Origin of the sequence: uncultured Cardiobacterium sp. (assembly GCF_938028825.1) — a bacterium.
Classification (GTDB): domain Bacteria; phylum Pseudomonadota; class Gammaproteobacteria; order Cardiobacteriales; family Cardiobacteriaceae; genus Cardiobacterium.
This window is the reverse complement of sequence record NZ_CALIZP010000090.1, coordinates 23,454-44,023: the sequence shown is the minus strand read 5'-3', so window position 1 is coordinate 44,023 and position 20,570 is coordinate 23,454. Positions and strand designations below refer to the sequence as shown.

Here is a 20,570-nt window from a genome sequence, read left to right as displayed (position 1 = left end):
CTCCTTATGTTTGTGAAGGGTTTGTGGGTTGGATGTTGTCCACGCGCAGGCCGTCGCCGAAGACGGCTTGGGCGGCCTGTACTTGTGGATGGTTGTGGAAATCGCTTTCCGCCTGTTGCTGTTGCGCGGCATTTTTCTGCCGCCGGTAGTCGATGGGGGTGGTCACGGCGTCGCCCGGCCGGATGTCGATGGTGCAGGCGGTGCCGATTTTGGCGGCGATGGCGGCGGCGGCTTCTTCGCGGTTTTGTTTCTGGTCGAAGATGATGCCGCCCGCGCCGGTTTGCAGGCTGAGGCGCGGCGGCTGCCAGGCGACGGGGATGCTGTTTTCGAGCAGCAGCAGCGGGTATTCGTGCAGGTCGAGGGTGATGAGGAAGTCGTTCCAGCGTTCGAGGTTGTCTATGAGCGGGTCGAGGCTTGGGGCGTCGTCAGCAGCGGTTGCGTCAGCGGCGGTTTTTTTTTCTGCGGCGGTAGCGGCGGGCACGCTTTCGTCCGGAATGGTTTCGCTCACCCACGGCGGGATGTCGTTGTCGTCGGCGGCAGGGAGGTCTTCCCACGGCGGCGGGGCTTCTTCTGTGTTTGCAGCGACAAGTGGCGGTGTCGTCCCGCTTGGCAACGCGGGCGGTTCGGTATGTGCGCTGTTATCCGTGTCGGCGGATGCCGCTGTTATGCCGCTTGGCGGGGCGGTTGGTTCGGTTTGTGTGCTGTTAGCCGTATTGGCGGATGCTATAGTTTCCCCGCTTGGCGATGCGGTCGGTTCGGGTTGCGCGCTGTTGTCTGTGTCGGCGGATGCCGCTGTTATGCCGCTTGGCGATGCGGTCGGTTCGGGTTGTGCGCTGTTATCCGTGTCGGCGGATGCCGCTGTTGTCCCGCTTGGCAGGCTGTCTTGCAGGATGGCGGTGAGGTTGTCGGCTGCGGTGGCGGGCGCAGCTTCGCGGATGGTCGACGCCTGTGGCGGCTCGGCGTCCGGCAGCAGCGGTTGCAGGGCAATCATGCGCAGCAGGCTCATTTCCAGCGCCATGCGCGCATCGGGCTGGTAGGGCAGGTTTTGCCAGGTGTCGCCGCCGATTTGGTACCACAGTTGCACGAGTTCGACCGGCAGGCGCGCGGCCAGTGCATGTAGTTCGGCGGGGATTTCGCCCGGATAGCGTTCGGCGTTGAGGCGGACGATGGTGATTTTCTGGATTTGTTGCAGGAGGCGCAGCAGCAGGTTGGCGTAGTCGGGGGCGTATTCGTCCAGGGCGTCGAGGACTTGCCGCAGTCCGGCGGCGTTGCCGTCGGCCAGCAGGTGCAGCATCTGGTTGAGTTGCGGTTCGGGCACGGCACCGAGCAGGGTGGCAACGTCGCGGCTGCGCACTTCGCCCTGGCCGTAGGCGAGTGCCTGGTCGAGCAGGCTGAGGCTGTCGCGCATGCTGCCGGCAGCAGCGTTGGCCAGCAGTAGCAGGGCGTCGCGGTCATAAGCGGCGTTCTCGCTGTCAAGGATGTGGGCGAGATGGTCGCTGATTTGCCGCTCGCTCATGTTTTTCAGGTGGAATTGCAGGCAGCGCGAGAGAATGGTCGCCGGCAGTTTTTGCGGATCGGTGGTGGCGAGGATGAATTTGACGTGTTCCGGTGGCTCTTCAAGCGTTTTCAGCAGGGCGTTGAAGCTGCTGGCGGAAAACATGTGTACTTCGTCGATGAGATAGACTTTGTAATTGCCTTTGACCGGGGCGTAGGGGATGTTGTCCAGCAGTTCGCGGGTTTCTTCGACGCGTGAACGCGAGGCGGCATCCACTTCGATCAGGTCGGGGAAACGGCCTTCGTCGATTTCGCGGCAGTGTTCGCATTCGCCGCAGGGTTCGGAGCTGACGCCGCGCGTTTTGCAGTTGAGGGATTTGGCGAAGATGCGGGCGATGGTGGTTTTGCCGACGCCGCGTGTGCCGGTGAAGAGGTAGGCGTGGTGGATGCGGTTATGATCGAGTGCGTAGGTCAGCGCCTGGGTTACGTGTGTCTGGCCAACCAGTTGGTGAAAGTTTTTCGGTCGCCAGCGGCGGGCGAGTACCTGATAAGCCTCAGACATGGGATTTTTGCTGCTTATAAATAGAAAAAGGCCTGCACCAGCTTACTCCGGCACCCGATTTCACCACTACCGCTGCTTCCTTCCGGACCTGACGGGGTTTGCGGCTGATCGTTGCGAAGCGCCAATGCAGACCAGCGGCGCATTTTAGGGATTTTTCATGCGTTTGCAAGGTGCTTTTCATGTTGTGCGTTAGCATGTTGTTTATTTTGCCTTTTTCACCGGTCTTTGCCAGCCGCTGATGGTTTTCTGCTCGCTGCGGGTGAGGGCGAGCTGCTCGGCGGGCACGTCTTTGGTGATGACTGAGCCGGCGCCGATGGTCGCGCCGTCGCCGATGTTGACCGGCGCGACGAGGGCGCTGTTCGAGCCGATGAAAACGCGGTCGCCGAGGGTGGTGCGATATTTGTTCGCGCCGTCGTAGTTGCAGGTGATGGTGCCTGCGCCGATGTTGACTGCGCTGCCGATAGTGGCGTCGCCGATGTAGCTCAGATGGTTAATTTTGCTGCCCTTGCCGATGGTCGCCGCTTTGGTTTCGACGAAGTTGCCGATGCGCACGCCTTCATCGAGCACGGTTTTCGGGCGCAGACGGGCGAAGGGGCCGACTTGCGCGTTCGCCCCGACTTCGCAATGTTCGAGGCGGGAATGGCTGTACACGCGTGCGCCTGCGCCGATGGTGCAGTTATCGAGCACACAGCCGCTTTCGATATAGACGTTGTCGCCGAGGCTGACCGTACCCTTGATGACGACATTGGCCTCGATCACCACGTCGCGTCCGGCGCTGAGGCTGCCGTGCACGTCAAGCCGTGCGGGATCAATCAGCGTCACGCCCGCATCCAGCAGTGCCTGTGCCTGACGGCGGCGGTACACCGCTTCCGCCTGCGCCTGCTGCGCACGGGTGTTGATGCCCATCGTTTCCTCGGCGTCATCGGCGATAACGGCGCTGATTTCGCCACCCGCCGCGTGGTGCAGGGCGACAAGGTCGGGCAGATAGTATTCGCCCTGCGCGTTGTTGTTCTGCAACTGCGGCAGATAGGTAGCAAGCAGACCGCTCGCGACTACCATCATGCCGGTGTTGATCTCGGTAATTGCCCGCTGCGCTGCGCTCGCATCCTTCTCCTCGACTACCGCGCTGACGCTGCCGGCGGCGTCGCGCACGATGCGCCCATAGCCGAAGGGGTTGTCCACCACGGCGGAAAGCAGGGCGAAGCCGCTTGCCTGCGACGCATCCAGCAGCCGCTGCAAGGTTGCGGCGCGCACCAGCGGCGTATCGCCGAAGAGGATTAACACCCGCCCGGCCTGGGCGATTTCTGCCATTGCCATCTGCACCGCATGACCCGTGCCGCGTTGCTCGCGCTGCTCAATCCACTGCACCTGCGGCCAGGCGGGTCCGATGCAGGCGCGCAACTGCCCGCCCTGATGCCCGAACACCACCGCCGTGCGCTCAGGGGCGAGCGCCTGCAACGTTTCCAGCAAATGCACGATCATGGCCTTGCCGCCGACGGGTTGCAGCACCTTGGCCTGGGCGGAACGCATCCGCGTGCCTTGGCCGGCCGCGAGAATCAGGGCGAGAGTACGCATAACAAATCCTTCACAAACAAATGGGAGATCATTGTAACGAAAGCACGAGGTGATGTGGATTTGTCGTTAACTTTTTACATATTCTGTGATGACTTTGAGGATGCAGTGTTAAAATACCGCTTGTTTTCCGGAACAGCCGGTTAAATTCAGAGAAAAATTGGAGAAAGTACAACATGAAAAGACAAGAACAACTCGAACGCGCCAAAAGCGGAGAAGAATGGGATGTCGTCGTCATCGGTGGCGGCGCGACCGGTCTCGGCATTGCCGTGGACGCTACCACACGCGGCTTCAAAACCCTGCTCCTCGAACGCATGGACTTCGCCAAAGGCACCTCCAGCCGTAGCACCAAACTTGTGCACGGCGGCGTGCGCTACCTCGCCCAGGGCGATGTCGCCCTCGTGCGTGAGGCTCTGCGCGAACGTGGCCGCCTCGGCAAAAACGCGCCGCACCTCTTCAAAAGCGAAGCCTTCATCATCCCGGGCGAAAAATGGTGGACCGCGCCGTACTACACCTTCGGCCTGTGGCTCTATGACCGTCTCGCCGGCAAACTCGGCATCGGCCACACCCGCTACCTCGGCAAAGACGAAGCTAACCGCCTGCTGCAGGGCGTCAAACCCGAAAAACTGCGCAATGGCGTCTGCTACTACGACGGTCAGTTTGACGACGCCCGTCTCGCCGTCAACCTTGCGCAAACCGCCATTGACCACGGTGCCGCCGTCGTCAACTATTGCGAAGTGACCGGTCTTGCCAAAAACGACGCCGGCAAAATCTGCGGCGTGACCGCCCGCGACACTCTCGGCGGCGACACCTTCGACATCAAAGCCAAATGCGTCGTCAACGCTACCGGCGTCTTCACCAACGAAATCAACGCGATGGATAACCCCGACGACATGGACAGCGTCGTCCCCAGCCAGGGCGTACATATCGTCATTGACCGCGCCTTCCTGCCCGGTGCAAGCGCACTGATGGTGCCGAAAACCTCCGATGGCCGCGTTCTCTTCGCTGTGCCGTGGCATGACAAACTCGTCATCGGCACCACCGATACCCTCGTCAAACACGCCGAATACGAACCCAAACCACTCGACAAAGAAATCGACTTCATCCTGAACACCGCCAAAGACTACCTCGTCAAAGCGCCGACCCGCGCCGATATCAAAAGCGTCTTCGTCGGCTTGCGCCCACTCGCTGCGCCGAAAGGCGGCGGCAAGAGCACCAAAGAAGTCTCGCGCAGCCACAAAGTGCACGTTACCCCGTCCGGTATGGTGGACATCATCGGCGGCAAATGGACGACCTACCGGCAAATGGCCGAAGACGCTGTGGACGCTGCCATCAAAGAAAACGTCCTGCCTGCCAAAGAATGCAAAACTGTTGACTTGAAAATCCACGGTCACCAGGCAGCAGACGAAAAAAGCCACCTCGGCTTCTACGGCAGTGACCGCGCCGCCATCGAAGCGCTTGCCGCCGCCGACAGCAAAGCTGGCAGCAAAATCCACCCGAATCACCCCTTCCTCTACGCCGAAGCGCTGTGGGCGGTGCGCGAAGAAATGGCGCAAACCCTGGAAGACGTGCTGGCGCGCCGCATCCGTCTCCTCTTCCTGGACGCCCGCGCCGCCGCCGAATCCGCCGAAGACGTCGCCCGCTACATCGCCGCCGAACTCGGCAAAGGCGAAACCTGGATCAGCGAACAGACCGCCGCCTTCCGCGAACTGGCGAAGCAGTACCACTTCTGAACCTGCATCACCCTGCACGGGAAAAAACGCTGCTGCGGCAGCGTTTTTTTTTATCGACACACCGCCTGCGCCCCTTCCCGCATCGTGCGCGCGGGAGGTTGCAGTGAAGCCGGTTCATGAAGGAAGCCCTTCCTCCCGCAGGCGGGGGAAGAGTTTGATGTCGCGCAAGTGTCCGCCGGGTTTGCGGTTTTTTGCCGCGTATGAGGGTTGCGTATCAAACAGGAATGCGACAAGGCGGCGCGCCGCAGGCAGTACAGATAGTACGGCGCGGGTTTCCCATAAAAATCGCGCAGCGATTTTTATGGGTGCCCGGTCAGGCGTGCCAACACCGTATCGGTTCTATTTGAAACGACTATAAAAAACACCGCCCGGGCGGGCGGTGTCTGGTGTGCCGCAGGCCGCTCAGGCTTTCGGGGCGGCGGCTTTGACTTCCGCGCTTGCACCATCAGCGAATTGCGCGAAGTTGTCGTTGAACATTTTCGCCAGTTTTTTCGCCTGGGCGTCGTAGGCGGCTTTGTCTGCCCACGCGTTGCGCGGTTTGAGGATTTCCGCCGGGACGTTCGGGCATTCGGTGACGACGGCAAAGCCGAAGACGGGATCGGCCTCGGTCGGCATTTTCGCCAGTGCGCCGCTGTTGATGGCGTCGATGATGGCGCGGCTGTATTTGAGCTTGATGCGTTCGCCGACACCGTAGGCACCGCCTGCCCAGCCGGTGTTGATGAGCCAGACATTGGTGTTGTGTTTTTTCATTTTTTCGGCGAGGAGTTCGGCGTATTTGGCCGGGTGCCAAACCATGAACGGTGCGCCGAAGCAGGCGGAGAAGGTGGCTTCCGGCTCGGTCACGCCGACTTCGGTGCCGGCCACTTTCGCGGTGTAGCCGCTGATGAAGTGGTACATCGCTTGGGCCGGGTTGAGGCGGGAGACCGGCGGCAGCACGCCGAAGGCGTCGCAGGTGAGGAAGACGATGTCCGTCGGTTGCCCGGCCTTGCAGGGGATACGCGCGTTGCTGATGTATTCGATCGGGTAGCTGGCGCGGGTGTTGCTGGTCAGCGGGGTGTAGTCGTACTGCACGACATAGTGTTCGTCGTAGGCGACGTTTTCCAGCACGGTGCCGAATTTGATGGCGCCGAAGATTTCCGGTTCTTTTTCGGCGGAGAGGTCGATGACTTTGGCATAGCAGCCGCCTTCGATGTTGAAGATGCCGTCTTCGGTCCAGACGTGTTCGTCGTCGCCGATGAGGTTGCGGTTCGGGTCGGCGGAGAGGGTGGTTTTGCCGGTGCCGGAGAGGCCGAAAAGCACGGCGGAGCGTTCGCCGCCCTGTTCGGCGGTGGCGGAGCAGTGCATGGAGAGCTCGCCCTGTTTCGGCATGAGGTAGTTCATGATGGTGAACACGCCTTTTTTCATTTCGCCCGCGTATTCGGTGCCGAGGATAACCATGTCGCGTTCTTCAAAGGAGAGCGAGACGGAGGTGGTGCTGGTCACGCCGACGACGGTGCGGTCGGCGGGTTTGTGTCCGGCGTTGTAGATGACGTAGTCCGGCTCGCCGAAGGCGGCCAGTTCGGCATCGGTCGGGCGGATGAGCATGTTGTGCATGAAGAGCGCGTGATACGGGCGGGTGGTGATGACGCGGATTTTCAGGCGGTATTTTTCGTCCCAGCCGGCGTAGCCGTCGAGGACGTACACGCTGTCGGCTTCGTTGAGGAATTTCACCGCGCGGCTGCGGTTGGCGGCGTGCGATTCCGGCGGGAAGGGGATGTTGATTTTGCCCCACCAGATGTCGTTTTCCGAGGCAGGGTTTTTCACGATGCGCTTGTCTTTCGGTGAACGGCCGGTTTTCACGCCGGAGAAGGCGATCAATGCCCCTGTGGAGGAAATCACGGATTCATCGCCCGCCTGCAATGCGGCTTTGTAGAGTGCGGATGGCGAGAGGTTGCGGTAGGCCTGCTTGTGGATACCGTAGGGGGAAAGGTCAAGGAAATTGGGGGTTTGGATTGCCATACATGTTCACCTTGTTTGGATAGATGTTTGATTTCAAGCCACAAACGTGTGTTTTTCCGTTTGTGGACTGGGGAAAGTATAGCGGCTTCACACAGGCAAAAAAAGCCGTAACGCGCGGGAAAGTAAATTTTTTCGCCTAATTTTGCCGCCTGCCGCGCATTTTCGGCGCACGGCTTCCCCATTTTGGGCGGTGCTGCCGTTTACCCCACCCCGCAAGCGGGAGGAGGTTTATCTTTGACTATCAGGGATTTCTCATCTGCCGGGATTGCGGATATCCGTGTCGAACGACGCTGTCCGCAGATGCGGGCGGAGGCGTTGGTCTTTTGCCCGGTGCGCAGGTTTTTTGGGAGAATGCAAGGCTGTTCCCGTGTTTATCATATTGATATGATTACACTTGCTTTGTATAACGGAGGTAAATGATGCATATGCACTGGGTATTTTTGATGCTGGCGATTGTGTGCGAGACGTTCGGCTCGACAATGTTGAAGTTGAGCGACGGGTTCAGCAAGTTGTGGCCGACGCTCGGTGTGGTGGCCGGTTTTGGTCTGTGTTTCTGGGCGCTGGCGCTGGCGTTGAAAACGATGCCGCTTGGTACCGCTTACGCGGTCTGGGCGGGGCTGGGGCTGGTGCTGGCCGCGCTGATCAGTGTGTTTGTCTTCGGGCAGAAGGCGGATGTGATGGGCGTCGTCAGTATTGCCCTGATTGTGCTTGGTGTGGTGCTGCTCAATACGGCATCGTCCATGTCCGGCCATTAGGAATTGTTGACATTCGGCCTGCGCAGCGGGTTTTGGTCAAAAAGCCGCCTTGCCGGGTGTCAGCAGACCCTAACCGCCTGTCCGGGCAACGCCCGGCCCCGGCCGGGCATTTTTATGGCTGCCCGCCCACGCCGTCACAGCGCTGAGGGCGACGAAAACGGTGATGATGGCCGCCATCGGCCACGGTGTGCCGTCGGCGAAGCGGGTGAGGAGCAGGGTGGAGAGGATGCCGCTGCCGTATTGCAGGGAGCCGATGAGGGCGGCGGCGGAACCGGCCATGCGGCTTTCCACTGCGGCCAGCGCGGCGGCGTTGGCGCAGCTCGCGATGATGCCGTTCATGCTGAACATGAGGAAGACCGGCAGGGCGATGCCCCAGATGCTGCCTGTGCCGCGACAGGCGAGGACGGCGAGGAGGATGGCGGCAGCGGTGGCGGCGAGGGTTGCGCCACGCAGCAGGCGGTCGAGCGGGAAATGGCGCACCAGGCGGCGGTTGGCGGCGCTGAGGAGCATCACGCCGAGGATGTTCACGCCGAACCAGAGGCCGTAGCGGGCGGGATCGATGCCGAAACGGCCGATATAGACTTTGGGCGAGCCGGTGATAAAGGCGTAGGCGGCGACATAGAAGGCGGTAACGCAGAGGGTGTAGCGCATGAAGGCGCGGTTGCCGAGCAGGGCGGCGTAGTTGGCGAATGCCCCGGCGAGGCTGCCCGTGCCGCGCCGCTGCGGCGGCAGGCTTTCCGGCAGGCGCGAGACGGCGGCGAACATGATGACGCCGATGACGGCGAGCAGCCAGAAGTTGGCGTGCCAGTCGGCGATTTTCAGCAGGAAGCCGCCGATGAGCGGGCCGACGATGGGCGCGGCGGCCATGAACAGCACCAGGGTTGAGAGCATCTGCGCCGCGCGGGTCGCGCCGAAGAGGTCGCGGATCATGGCGCGCGACAGCATCGGCCCGACGCAGGCACCCACCGCCTGAAAGACGCGCCAGGCGACGATGGCTTCGAGGCTGTCGGCGGTGGCGCAGCCGATGGAGCCGATGACGAAGAGCGCCATGCCGGTGAAGAGCGGGATTTTCCGCCCGATGCGGTCGCTGATGGGGCCCCAGACGAGCTGGGCGATGGCGAAACCGGCGAGGAAGCCGGTAACGGTCAGCTCGGCATCGCCGCCGAGGTCACGGCTCATCAGCGGCAGGGCGGGCAGGTAGCTGTCCACCGAAAGCGAGGTGAAGGCCATCAGCGCGCTGAGGATGATGAGAAAGGTCAGGGTGCGTTTGTTGGCGGGCATGGGGGCTCCGGTGGTGATTGGGGCGGGCATTGTAGGCAGCGGCGGCAGGCGGATAAACCGGGCGGCGTCGTTAGGGGTTATGAGCGCCGTGCATCAATGCCGCCGAAAAGTGCTTTAATGACGCCGCCGCAACTGCAAGAGAGGTCAACATGTACGCCCACGATACCGATTTCCGCCTGCTCGTCGCCGCCGCCACCCGCGCGCCTTCGGGACACAACAGCCAGCCCTGGCGGTTCCGCCCGACCGCCGGCGGCATCACCATCCTGCCCGACGACAGCCGCGCCCTGCCCGCCGTGGATGGCGGCAACCGCGAAGGCTTCATCAGCCTCGGCTGCGCGCTGGAAAACCTCTGCCTGTACGCCACTACCCTGCATTACGCGGCAACGGCCACGCTCGACCCCGACGGCAGCATTGCCGTGCAACTCCGCCGCGATGACGCCATCCGCCCCGACCCGCTCGCCGCCTGCATCCCGCACCGCCAGACCAACCGCACGACCGGCGACGGCCGCACCGTCGCGGCGGACAGCCTGCAAACCCTGCTCGGCGAAGCGACGGCAGCAACGCCTGTTCATGCCTTTGCCCGCGACACCGCCGCCTACCGCCTGCTGGCCGACGCGGTGCGGCGCGGCAACGAGGTGCAAATGCACGACCGCGCCTTCAAAAGGGAACTGCTGACGTGGATACGCTACAACCGGGCCGACAGCGAGCGCACGGGCGACGGCCTCAGCAATGCCGTACTGGGTGCGCCCGACCTGCCGCGCTGGCTGGCCAAAATCATCGTTCGCGTCATGCTGAACGCCAGAACCCAAAACAGGACCGACGCGAAACACCTTGCCGCCGCCTCGCACCTGCTGTTGATAACGAGCGGCAGCGACGACCATGCCGCGCATGTTGCGGCAGGCCGCGTTCTGCAACGCCTGCTTTTGCGCGCCACGGCGGCGGGCATCGCCACCGCCTTCCTGAACCAGCCTTGCGAAGTGGCAGCCCTGCGCGCCGGGTTGCGGGAAAACTTGCCCATTGACGGCCACCATCCGCAAATCCTGCTGCGCATCGGCTATGCCCGCAAGGCCGCCTGTTCGCGCCGCCGCCCCATTGATGATGTGATTGTGCCGGACTGACCGACTGGCTACGGTTGGCCCGGCAGCGGGCGGGGCGCGCCGCTCAGGGATTGATGCGGGCGAGGATGTGGCGGGTGAGGATTTTTTCGCCCTGGGTGGTGAAGTGGATGCCGTCGCTTTTGCGCACCGCCACGGGTTTGCCGCTCTCGTCCGGCAGGTAGGCGGTGTAGCTGCCGTCGCTTTTTGCAAACAGGCGGTTGGTGTTCTGGTAGTGCTGCTCGGCTTTTCCGACTTCGTCGGCGATGAGGCTGTCCAGATAGCTGATTTTGTTGCTGTATTTCGGGCTTTTCATCAGCGGCGGGCCTATCCACAGGGTTTTGACATTGTGCGCGGCGGCAATCGTGAGGATTTTGCGGATTTCGCCCCGGTAGTAGGTTTCCCATTCGGGGGTACCGAAGTGCAGGTTTTCTTTTGGCGCGGCAGGGTTCGGCGTGTTTTGCGGGTCGTTCGCGCCGAGCATGACGACGATGAGGCGCACGTCCGGGTTTTCATCAAGCAGGGTGCCGAGGTTTTCCGGCCAGTTGTAGTAGGCGGGGTAGCGCAGGCCGCTGCTGGGCTTGCCGTGGTTCATGCTTTTGATGTGATGGCGGCTCAGCAGTTCGCGCTGGATGTGCGGCGCCAGCGATTTCATCATGGAGTCGCCGATGAGCAGGACGCGGTCGTCCGCGCCGAGGTGGATGGCGTCGCCGGGGCCGGCGGGAGGTTGGGTGTCGCCGTTGTCGCCGTTTGTGGCGACAGGCGGGGCGGTGTCGTCGCTTGCATCGGCAGATAGTGCGGTGTCGTCGCTTGTGTCGGCGGATAGCGCGGCGTCGTCTGCGGCATCTGCGGCATCGCCGTCTTCGTCTTGCCAGATGAGGGGCGGGGTTGGCGCGGCGGTGGCACCGGGGATGACGAGGTCGAGCAGGCTGCCGGGCACGGGGTCGGCAACAGGTTCGGCGAAGGCGTATGCCGGGGTGCGGTTGATGATGTTGGTGTGCCAGCCGTCGTTGTCGCCGAGGTAGGTGCGGGCGTGGATGGGGTGTTGTGCGGCGAGGGCGGCGGCGAGGGCGCGGTGCCAGTCGTTGTCGTCTGCTTCGCCGTCGCTGTCGCCGGTGGCGATGTCGCCGGAGTCGCTGTTGTCGTCGCTGTCGTCGGCGGCGATGAGGGTTTCTTCTGCCGCTGTTTCGTCGTTGTCGGCAAGGGGTGATGCTTCTGCCGCTGTTTCGTCCGCGAGCGGGCGCAGGCGGGCCAGGGCGAGCGGGTCGTATTGGGCGGTGTAGGTGTCGGCGGTGATGGCGGGCAGCGCGGCGGGGGCGAGGGTTGCCCACAGGGCGCTGTGGTTGTCTTCCGGCACGGGCAGCACGGGTGCGGGCGGAGGCGGCGGTGCGACGGGGGCAGGCGGCGTGGGGCTTGGTTGGGGCGTGGGTTTGGCGGCGAGGGTTTGCGGGATGGTAACGGGGTCGTGCTGCGCTTCTTTGCCGCCCGCGCCGAGCAGGGCGTAGAGGGCGTGTTTGAGGCGGTCGCCGCTGCGCCACACGGCAAAGTGCTGTAAGCCGGCGAGCGGTGAGGCGCGGTAGTAGGTTTGTTGCCAGTATTGCTCAATGCCCTGCTGCATCAGCCACAGGGCAAGGAGGCAGGTGGTGGCGAGGGTGGCGAGGATTTTCAGGGTGCGGGTGGGCATGGCGGTGTCTCAGTAGTCGGCGTAGAGGATGTTCGGGATGCCGCCGGGGGCGTAGGCGGCGATGGTCACGAGGATGAGGGTGAAGAGCAGCGCCTGGCTGTGCCACGGCAGGCGGCGCCACAGGTTGGCGGCGAGTGTCTGCCAGCCCGCGCTTTTCGGGTAGAAGTAGAGGAGGAGGTTGAAGGCGAGGACGAAGGTGAGCGCGCGCGCGGGTGCGTCCAGGGTGAGGTTGCCGCCGAGGGCGCGGAAGATGGCGCGGGTGTTGTCGGCGTCGTTTTTGTAGAAGACGGCCCAGGTGAGGACGATGTAATGGATGGTGCCGTAGCGCGCCAGCGCCGGGCTCAGGGTGGCGACGGCGTTTTTGCCCATGAGACGGTCGCAGCTGTTGAGCACGATGATGCCGGCGGCGTGCATCGCGCCCCAGATGAGGTAGTTGCCGCTTGCGCCGTGCCACAGGCCGGAGAGCAGCATGGCGATGGTGAGGTTCACTTGGGTGCGCAGGAAGCCGTGGCGGTTGCCGCCAAGCGGGATGTAGAGGTAGTCGCGTATCCAGGTGGAGAGGCTGATGTGCCAGCGCTGCCAGAAGTCACGCAGGTTGGTGGCGGCGTAGGGCAGGTTGAAGTTCTCGGCGACGCGGATGCCGAGCAGCAGGGCAAAGGCGGTGACGAGTTCGGTGTAGCCGGAAAAGTTGAGGTAGATGTAGAGGGTGTAGGCGTAGAGTCCGGCGAGGACTTCGATGGGCTGGTACTGCTCAGGGTTGCCGAGGATGGGCGTCGTCCAGTTTTCTTCCAGCCAAGCGTTCAGCCACAGCAGTTTGACGAGGGCGCTGATCAGGAGAATGAAGATGCGGCCGGTCTCGCCGACGGCGCGCGGCGCGGTGGCAGCGTATTGCGGCAGCATGTCGCCGGCGCGGCAGATGGGACCGGCCAGCAGGGTGGGGAAGAAGGCGAGGTAGAGGGCAAGGCGTTCGGGTTTTTCGGCAACGATTTGCACGCGCCAGGCGGCGACGAGGTAGGTGATGGACTGGAAGGTGTAGTAGGAGATGCCAATGGGCAGGGCGATTTCGGCGGCGGGCAGGTTCCAGCGGATACCGATGGTGTGCAGCAGGATCTGGCTGGCGCTGCGGAAGAAGTCGAGATATTTCATCAGCGCGAGGTGGGCGACGGCAATGGCGATGGCGGCAGCGAGGTATTTTTTGTTGCGGCTGCGCTGGATGTGACGCGCGGCGAGGTAGATGAAGGCGGAGTAGGCGACGAGTTCGAGGACAAAAAGGAAGCTGTATGTCGCGACCAGCAGGTAGCTGGCGGCAAGCAGCAGGCGGTTTTGCACGACGACGCGCTCGCGCTGGCTCCAGTACAGCGCAAGGAAGAGCAGGAAGGCGGCAATGAATTCGGGGGCGAGGTAATTCATGGCGTTATTATCGCGGAAAGGCTGAATATTAACAATCTGTAAAACATCAGCAAGATTTATGCCATTTTGCTTCCTGTATGGAGGTCTGCGTACAAATGCGATTTATTGACATTAGGCTTAGCACTGGGCATGATGCGTCGCATTTTTAGCCGGGGAGTATCCATGTTGAAACCATTGATGAATTTAGCAAAATTGGTATTTTGCGGCGCGGCGTTTGCCGTGCTCGCGGCACAGGCGGAGGTGAAGCAGATTAAAGATGTGCTGGGGCGCGAAGTGGCGGTGGATGTGCCGGTCAAGCGCGCTATTCTCACCTTTTATTACCCGGATTATATTGCTGCGACCGGCGCGGACAATTTCCGCAACGTTGTTGGCATTTCGCGTGAGTTCTGGGAAAAATTCAATCCCGGCAGCTGGGCACAATTTACGGAAAAGATGCCATTCTTAAAAGACATTGACGATGTCGGCTACGTCATCAGCAATACTTTCTCCACGGAAAAGGCGCTGGCGCTGAAACCCGATGTGCTGGTGATTCCGAAGATTCAATACGAGGCGCTGGCGGCGGAATTGCCGCGTTTTGAGGAAGCGGGCATTCCGGTGGTCGTGGTCGATTTCAATGATCAGACCGTTGAAAACCATACGCAGAGCATCCGTATTTTCGGGCAACTGGCGGGCACGGAAGCGCGTGCGGAAAAGATTGCCCGGGCATATGCCGACGGTATCGCCGATATTCAAAAGCGGGTCAAAGCGGCCAATCTGCCCAAGCCGAAAATCTATATCGAATTCGGCAATAAAGGACCGGAGGAATACAGCTTTACCTTTGGCAAAAACATGTGGGGCGCGATTGCCGATACCGTCGGCGGCGATAACGTCAGCGCACCGCATATCAAAACCTGGGGCACGATTTCCGCCGAGCAATTACTGGTCGCCCGTCCTGATGTCATCATGATTTCCGGCACGGAACTGGAACACGACACCAATCCCAATGTGATGTCGATGGGCATCGGCATCAGTGAAGCAGACGCGCGGCAGCGCCTCGCCGGCTTCATCAAGCGCATCGGCTGGGACAGCCTGCCGGCGGTGCAGAACAACCGCGTCTATGGCCTTTACCACACCGCCTCGCGCTCGATTACCGACCTGGCGGCGGTACAATTCATGGCGAAGGCACTGTATCCGCAGGTGTTCGCCGATGTCGATCCGGACAAAACTTGGCAGGATTTCTATCGCGAATACCTGCCGGTCGTGCCGCAGGGGACGTTTTTCCTGTATCCGCAACGGTAATGGCAAATGCCGCCAAGCGGCGTAACCACGCGGCTTTCGTTCATCTCAGCGAGAGTAATCCCCATGCTTGAATCCCTGCACACCCTGCTCGCCGCGCCCAATCCGCATTTCGTCAACAATGCGGAAGCGGGCGGCGGCGTCATTCCGCTCCGTCATATCACGTTTCCGCCCGCATCCGCTGCCGCCGTTGCCGCGCTGGAAACTGCCTTGCAGGGTTGTGATGCGGTTTTGCCCACGCTCTATCGGGAAAGCGACGGTTTACAGCTTTTCGCCAACCGCGCCGATCCCGGCGAATGCTTTTTCTTCCTGCCGCTCGCGCAAATGGCGGCAGAAAAAGCCATGCTCTATGAATGGCTGCTGCTTGATGACGAAAACTGCGAAGACGGGGATGCGGTGTACGGCGTCCCGACCTGGTGGGACAGCGCCATTGTCTTTGCCGGCTTCGGGCAGGCACCGGAACGTTTTTATCTGGCAACCGCCGGTGCGCATCGCGGCAAGGTGTTTTATTACAACCATGAAGAATGCTCGATGCGGATTGCCGACAGCGTCGCCGCTTTTCTTGATTTGCTCTGCGCCGATCCGGTCACGTTTATGCAGCGTTTTTACGATGTCGCCTATTGGGACATTGCTGCCTACCATCCCGCCTGATTTTCCAAGCCAGCGCGCCTTGCGTCCGGGCGCGGCGGGTTTTACCCACGGGCGCATTTTCCCCACAACAGGAGCTTATATGCTGAAAAAACTGCTTGCCGCTGCCGTCGTCGCGGCGACCATGACCGCCGCCCATGCCGAGGTGAAGACCATCAAAGATGTGCTTGGTCGCGAAGTGAAAGTGGATGTGCCTGCGAAGCGCATCATGCTGGGTTTCTACTACACCGATTACCTCGCGGTTGGCGGTGAAAAAGCACTGGATAACGTCGTTGGCTTCTCGAAAGCCGTGTGGACGGACTGGACGCCTGCCAGCTGGGAGGTGTACAGCAAGGCGCTGCCGAAGCTGAACGAACTCGCCGATGTGGGCGAAGTTGAAGTCGGCACCTTCTCGGTGGAAAAAGTACTGGCGCTGAAGCCGGATCTGGTCGTCCTTGCCGACTGGCAATGGCAGGCGATTGAAGACGACCTCGAACCGCTGGAAAAAGCGGGCATCCCCGTCGTCGTCCTTGACTACAACAAAGAACAACTGCCGCTGCATCTGGAAAGTACCCGCGTCCTTGGCGAAATCACCGGACAGGAAGCGCGCGCGAAAGAAATCGCCGCCTGGTACGAAGGCGTGGTGAAAGACGTGCACAGCCGTGTGGAAAAATCCGGCCAGCCCAAGCCGAAAATCTATCTTGAATTTGGCAACAAAGGCCCGGCTGAATACGGCAACAGCTTCGGTAACACCATGTGGGGGCCGCTCGCCGAGCAGGCGATGGGCAGCAACATCGCCGTTGGCCACGTCGAATACGCCGGCCCGATGAACCCCGAACAAGTCATCGTCGATAAACCTGAAGTCGTCGTCATCAGCGGACGCGAAACCGAGCTGAAGAAAAACGAACAGGCGCTGGTGATGGGCATCAACATCGCCAAAGACGAAGCGCTGAAACGTCTGAACGGCTACAAGACGCGCCAAGGCTGGGCGGAACTGCCAGCCATCAAGGATGGCCGCCTCTACGGCATCTATCAGGGCGCCTCGCGCACACTGGCCGATGCCGCCTCTATCCAGTACATCGCCAAAGCGCTCTACCCCGATGCCTTCAAGGATGTCGACCCGCTCGCTACCTACCTCGACTTCCACAAGAAGTATCTGCCGGTCACCCCGGAAGGCACCTTCTTCCTGAAAGCGGAGTAATTCGTGCCGCAGCAAACCGTTCAAGACACGATTGCCGCCCACCGCCGCCGCGAAAAGCGGCGGTGGACCATCATGCTGCTCTTCATCGTGTTCTGCCTCATCACCTTCATTCTCGACCTCACCAATGGCGCGGCTGGCGGCAAAATCAGCGCCAAAGACGTGCTCTACGCCCTGCTGCAATTCCGCGACACCGCGCCGGAAGCGGGCGCAAGCAGCCTCGCCCTGCACTGGCACAGCTTCCAGCAATGGCTCGGTATCGGCGGCGTGGACAACATCACCCACATCATCGTCAACCACCTGCGCCTGCCCATCGCCCTGATGGCGCTCGTCGCCGGGGCAGCGCTTGGCGCGGGCGGTGCGGAAATCCAGACCCTGCTGAACAACCCCATGGCCAGCCCCTACACCCTCGGCATGGCCGCTGCCGCCGGTTTCGGCGCCTCGCTTGTCGTTGTTTTCGGTACCTTCGGCCTCTCCGTGTACGTCGCCCAGCCACTATCCGCCTTCCTCATGACCATGCTCGCCGCCGGTATCATGTTCATCTTCGCCTCCATGCGCCGCTTCTCCTCATCCACCCTGGTGCTGGTCGGCATCGCCCTGCTATTTATCTTCCAGTCCGCCTCCTCGCTGATGCAATACATCGCTACCCCGGAAGAATCGCAAAAAATCCTCTTCTGGCTCTTCGGCGCCCTTAGCAAAGCCAAATGGCAGACCCTCGCCATTACCGCTGCCGTTACCCTCATCTGCATCCTGCTGCTCTTCGCCAACGTCTGGCAACTCACCGCCCTGCGTCTCGGCGAAGCACGCGCTGCCAGCATGGGTGTGAACCTCGCCGCGCTCAGAATGCGCGTGCTCGTCATCGTCGCCGTCATGACCGCGACCGTCATCAGCTTCATCGGCACCATCGGCTTCATCGGCCTCGTCGCCCCGCACGTCGCGCGGATGCTCGTCGGCGAAGACCAGCGCTACTTCCTGCCGACCGCCATGCTCGCCGGCTCCGCCTTCCTCTCCGCCGCCTCCGTCCTCTCCAAACTCATCAACCCAGGCGCGGAATTTCCCATCGGCATCATCACCTCCTTCATCGGTGTGCCGTTCTTCTTCTGGATCATCCTCTCGCGCAAGGCCAACACATGATGCAGATAGACCACCTCACCATCCATCGCGGCCAACTCTGCGTCGCCGACAACATCTCGCTTGAATTGCACCACGGCAAAACCTACGCCATCCTCGGGCCGAACGGCGCAGGCAAATCCTCGCTCATCAAAACCCTCTTTGCCGAACTACCCTACAGCGGACACATCCGCTACCGCGACAAAACCCTCAGCCACGGCCATCACATGGCCTGGCGCAAACCCATCGGCTACATGCCGCAGGATACCGTCGTTGACGCCTCGCTCACCGCGCTCGAAATCGTCCTGCTCGGCCAGATGACGAACCTCACCATGCACGTCTCGGACGAACAACTCGCCCTCGCCGCCGCCATGATGGAAACCCTCGGCATCGCCCACCTTGCCGGACGCGACGTGCTTGCCCTCTCCGGCGGGCAGCGGCAAATGGTCATGTTCGCGCAAGTCCTGCTGCGCGACCCGGAAATCCTCCTGCTTGACGAACCGGTGAGCGCGCTCGACATGCACCACCAGTGCGTGCTGCTTGAAGCCGTGCGCCACCACACCCGCGAGCGCGACCTCATCACCCTGATGATCCTGCACGACCTCAACCTCGCCGCCCAGTTCGCCGACGAAATCATCCTGCTGGCGGACGCCAAAATCCAGGCACAAGGCGCGCCGCGCGATGTCTTGCAAAAAGAAACCATCGAACGCATCTACCGCGTCGAAGCCGCCGTGTACAACGACCCCGACGGCGCTCCGGCCGTCGTCATGCCGCGCCGCGCCATTCGTGAACCCAAACCCACCCCAACCCCGGAGACCATACCATGAAAAAAACCCTCCTCACCCTCGCCCTGCTCGCCGCAGCCGCGACCACCCACGCCGCCGAACACGAAGTCAAAATGCTCGACATCGGCGCCGACAAAGAGCCGATGGTCTTCGAACCCGCCGTGCTGAAAATCGCGCCGGGCGACACCGTCACCTTCCTGCCGACCACCAAAGGGCACAACGTCGAAAGTAAAGTCATCCCCGAAGGGGCGGAAGCCTTCAAAAGCGAACTGGACGAAAAATACAGCGTCAAACTCGACAAAGAAGGCGTGTACATCTACGTCTGCCCGCCGCACAGCATGATGAACATGGTTGGCGTCATCCAGGTGGGCGAAGCGACCAACATGGAGGCCGTCAACACCCGTGTCCCCAAACTGGAAAAACGCGCGATGAGCAACAAAGGCCGCCTGACCAAATACATCGAACAACTTAAAGGCGACAGCGCCAGTGAACCTGCCGCAGCGGCGGCAGAAACCAAACCCGCCGGGACAGCGGCAACAAGCGAAGCCAAACCCGCCGATGGCGACAAGGCCACGCCAGAGAAGAAATAAAAAAAGGCGGGCTTGGCCCGCCTTTTTGATGCCCGCTTGATAACCCCGGTAATTACGCCGCCTGGTGAGCGTAGGTATTGTGTCTTAACGGTGCCGGGCATTAGAAGAAATCATATTTCTGTTGCATTTCATAGAGATGCAAATCAAAAGAACGCTGATGTTGCGGTACGAACCGCGCGTCGTCGGCAGCGTGCGCATCAGCGCCGTAATCACCAGCGTCTTCGCCTTGCCCCTCACCAACATCTTGTCTGCAAAAGATTGATAAACCTGTCCCATGAGCCATGCCGGCGTAAAGCAAAGCCCGTTCCGACCCTGGCGGGATAAGGGGTATTGTTTTACGTCAACCACAGCCGATGGGACAGGTCCTCAGTGGAGGCGGTCAGTGCATGTTTTTGCCGTACAGTTTGATTTCGACACGGCGATTCGGCTGGTCGCAGGCGGCACGAGCCTTGGCGTTGCGCGGGTAGCGGGCGCGGCAGTCGCTGACGACAAGATCCGTTTCGCCATGACCGCGTGCTTTGAGTGATGAGGCGTTGAAGCCGTTTTCGATGAGGACGCGTTTGACGGTTTGTGCGCGGCGCTGCGAGAGGCGCTGGTTGTAAGCGGGCTTGCCTTCAGGGTCGGCGTAGCCATCAATGTAGATAACGCTGGTTGCGTCGCGGTACTGATAGGAATCGGCAGCGATTTCTTTCAGACGGCGTTTGCCTTCGGGCAACATGCTGGCGTAGTCGTAGCGGTCAAATTTGAACAGGGTGGAAACGTCAATGTTGTACTGCTGCACAAGTTCCGGGGCACAACTGCGATTTTGTTCAAGGCGCGGCAAGGTGTGGATTTGTTCACGCAGCTGACCGAGTTCCTGACCGGCAGTCGCACGGTTGACTGCTTGCAGCGTCGGCCCCACGCCTGAATCCACGACGCGGAAGAAGCTGACGTAACCCTGCGGCAAATCGTAGAATTCTCCCGCGCCTGCCTTGATGTTGTAGGCGGTGTCCTGCCCGGTGTAGGCGGAGGCCAGGCGCTGGTTGTAGGGGCAGAGTTCGGCATAACGATAGCCGCCCGGCAGTAATGAAGCGAGGTATTCGCCATTGACGTATATGTTCGCCGCCGGGCCGCCTGCACCGGCAGGACGGTAGAACATGGCGCCTGCCCAGCCGGGGTTGACAGATTCGTTGCCGGGCACGGGGGCACCGAAGGTTTGCCATTGTTCCGCGAGTTCCGGCATTTGCGCGCTACTGCTCATGGCAAGCAATCCGCCCAACAGGATGACCGGCAGCATTTTCGTGGTTCTTTTCATCGTTTTTTCCTTTAGAAATTGTGCGTGACTAACCGCAGCAGCGGTAATTTTTTGTTCATGTCTTTGCAACGCGGCAATACTAAGACTTTCCCTAATGGTTGTCAAAAT

At 61.3% G+C, this 20,570-nt stretch carries 16 protein-coding genes, 1 other RNA gene and 1 pseudogene; 9 read left to right on the top strand and 9 right to left on the bottom strand.

Annotated elements, in window-relative coordinates; genetic code table 11:
- Positions 1 to 4: 4 nt before the first annotated feature.
- The 3 genes from dnaX to glmU form a co-directional block, all read right to left on the bottom strand.
- Positions 5 to 2,056 (bottom strand): DNA polymerase III subunit gamma/tau, encoded by a 2,052-nt coding sequence (gene dnaX / locus Q0562_RS12990; RefSeq protein WP_298645023.1) that lies wholly within the window; start codon positions 2,054 to 2,056, stop codon positions 5 to 7.
- A 31-nt stretch (positions 2,057 to 2,087) separates the two neighbouring features.
- Positions 2,088 to 2,184: signal recognition particle sRNA small type (ffs, locus tag Q0562_RS12985), an RNA gene on the bottom strand.
- A 73-nt stretch (positions 2,185 to 2,257) separates the two neighbouring features.
- Positions 2,258 to 3,631, bottom strand: coding sequence for a bifunctional UDP-N-acetylglucosamine diphosphorylase/glucosamine-1-phosphate N-acetyltransferase GlmU (glmU, locus tag Q0562_RS12980; RefSeq protein ID WP_298645022.1), 1,374 nt, complete (start codon positions 3,629 to 3,631; stop codon positions 2,258 to 2,260).
- 173 nt (positions 3,632 to 3,804) lie between these two features.
- Here glmU and Q0562_RS12975 point away from each other — a divergent pair, with 173 nt between their 5' ends.
- The gene (locus Q0562_RS12975; protein WP_298645021.1) at positions 3,805 to 5,361 is read left to right on the top strand and encodes a glycerol-3-phosphate dehydrogenase/oxidase; all 1,557 of its coding nucleotides are present in this window, start codon (positions 3,805 to 3,807) and stop codon (positions 5,359 to 5,361) included.
- Positions 5,362 to 5,763: 402 nt separating this feature from the next.
- Here Q0562_RS12975 and pckA read toward each other — a convergent pair whose 3' ends face one another.
- Positions 5,764 to 7,359, bottom strand: coding sequence for a phosphoenolpyruvate carboxykinase (ATP) (gene pckA, locus Q0562_RS12970; RefSeq protein WP_298645020.1), 1,596 nt, complete (start codon positions 7,357 to 7,359; stop codon positions 5,764 to 5,766).
- A 419-nt stretch (positions 7,360 to 7,778) separates the two neighbouring features.
- Here pckA and Q0562_RS12965 point away from each other — a divergent pair, with 419 nt between their 5' ends.
- Entirely contained in the window at positions 7,779 to 8,114 is a 336-nt protein-coding gene (locus Q0562_RS12965; protein ID WP_366144799.1) for a multidrug efflux SMR transporter, read from the top strand.
- 69 nt (positions 8,115 to 8,183) lie between these two features.
- Here Q0562_RS12965 and Q0562_RS12960 read toward each other — a convergent pair whose 3' ends face one another.
- Positions 8,184 to 9,395: a multidrug effflux MFS transporter gene (locus tag Q0562_RS12960; protein ID WP_298645019.1), complete on the bottom strand. Its 1,212-nt coding sequence runs from the start codon at positions 9,393 to 9,395 to the stop codon at positions 8,184 to 8,186.
- A 149-nt stretch (positions 9,396 to 9,544) separates the two neighbouring features.
- Between Q0562_RS12960 and Q0562_RS12955 the strand changes: the two genes are divergently transcribed.
- Positions 9,545 to 10,513, top strand: coding sequence for a nitroreductase family protein (locus Q0562_RS12955; protein WP_298645018.1), 969 nt, complete (start codon positions 9,545 to 9,547; stop codon positions 10,511 to 10,513).
- Positions 10,514 to 10,556: 43 nt separating this feature from the next.
- On the opposite strand, the gene Q0562_RS12950 is transcribed toward Q0562_RS12955, so the two are convergent.
- Positions 10,557 to 12,173: a DUF459 domain-containing protein gene (locus tag Q0562_RS12950; protein WP_298645017.1), complete on the bottom strand. Its 1,617-nt coding sequence runs from the start codon at positions 12,171 to 12,173 to the stop codon at positions 10,557 to 10,559.
- Positions 12,174 to 12,182: 9 nt separating this feature from the next.
- On the bottom strand, positions 12,183 to 13,583 hold the full coding sequence (locus Q0562_RS12945) for an MBOAT family O-acyltransferase (RefSeq protein WP_298645016.1): 1,401 nt from the start codon (positions 13,581 to 13,583) through the stop codon (positions 12,183 to 12,185).
- A 177-nt stretch (positions 13,584 to 13,760) separates the two neighbouring features.
- Between Q0562_RS12945 and Q0562_RS12940 the strand changes: the two genes are divergently transcribed.
- From Q0562_RS12940 to Q0562_RS12915, 6 genes and pseudogenes are all read left to right on the top strand, one after another.
- Positions 13,761 to 14,861 carry an ABC transporter substrate-binding protein gene (locus Q0562_RS12940; protein WP_366144798.1) on the top strand — a complete coding sequence of 367 codons (1,101 nt, stop codon included), beginning with the start codon at positions 13,761 to 13,763 and terminating at the stop codon, positions 14,859 to 14,861.
- A gap of 63 nt (positions 14,862 to 14,924) precedes the next feature.
- Positions 14,925 to 15,509 (top strand): hypothetical protein, encoded by a 585-nt coding sequence (locus tag Q0562_RS12935; protein WP_298645014.1) that lies wholly within the window; start codon positions 14,925 to 14,927, stop codon positions 15,507 to 15,509.
- A 79-nt stretch (positions 15,510 to 15,588) separates the two neighbouring features.
- On the top strand, positions 15,589 to 16,686 hold the full coding sequence (locus Q0562_RS12930; protein WP_079540975.1) for an ABC transporter substrate-binding protein: 1,098 nt from the start codon (positions 15,589 to 15,591) through the stop codon (positions 16,684 to 16,686).
- A gap of 72 nt (positions 16,687 to 16,758) precedes the next feature.
- Positions 16,759 to 17,817 carry an iron ABC transporter permease gene (locus tag Q0562_RS12925; protein ID WP_366144797.1) on the top strand — a complete coding sequence of 353 codons (1,059 nt, stop codon included), beginning with the start codon at positions 16,759 to 16,761 and terminating at the stop codon, positions 17,815 to 17,817.
- A complete protein-coding gene (locus Q0562_RS12920) occupies positions 17,814 to 18,620 on the top strand; it encodes an ABC transporter ATP-binding protein (protein WP_298645012.1) in 807 nt (268 codons plus the stop codon). Before Q0562_RS12925 ends, Q0562_RS12920 begins: the two co-directional genes overlap by 4 nt.
- Positions 18,617 to 19,051 (top strand): annotated as a pseudogene (locus tag Q0562_RS12915) (pseudoazurin); the annotation flags it as partial. The gene Q0562_RS12920 and the pseudogene Q0562_RS12915, both read left to right, overlap by 4 nt.
- A 217-nt stretch (positions 19,052 to 19,268) precedes the next feature.
- Here the strand turns inward: Q0562_RS12915 and Q0562_RS12910 are convergent.
- Together Q0562_RS12910 and Q0562_RS12905 are read right to left on the bottom strand one after the other, a co-directional pair.
- Positions 19,269 to 19,466, bottom strand: coding sequence for a hypothetical protein (locus Q0562_RS12910; RefSeq protein ID WP_298645010.1), 198 nt, complete (start codon positions 19,464 to 19,466; stop codon positions 19,269 to 19,271).
- Positions 19,467 to 19,547: 81 nt separating this feature from the next.
- A complete protein-coding gene (locus Q0562_RS12905; RefSeq protein WP_298645009.1) occupies positions 19,548 to 20,462 on the bottom strand; it encodes an OmpA family protein in 915 nt (304 codons plus the stop codon).
- Positions 20,463 to 20,570 lie beyond the last annotated feature (108 nt).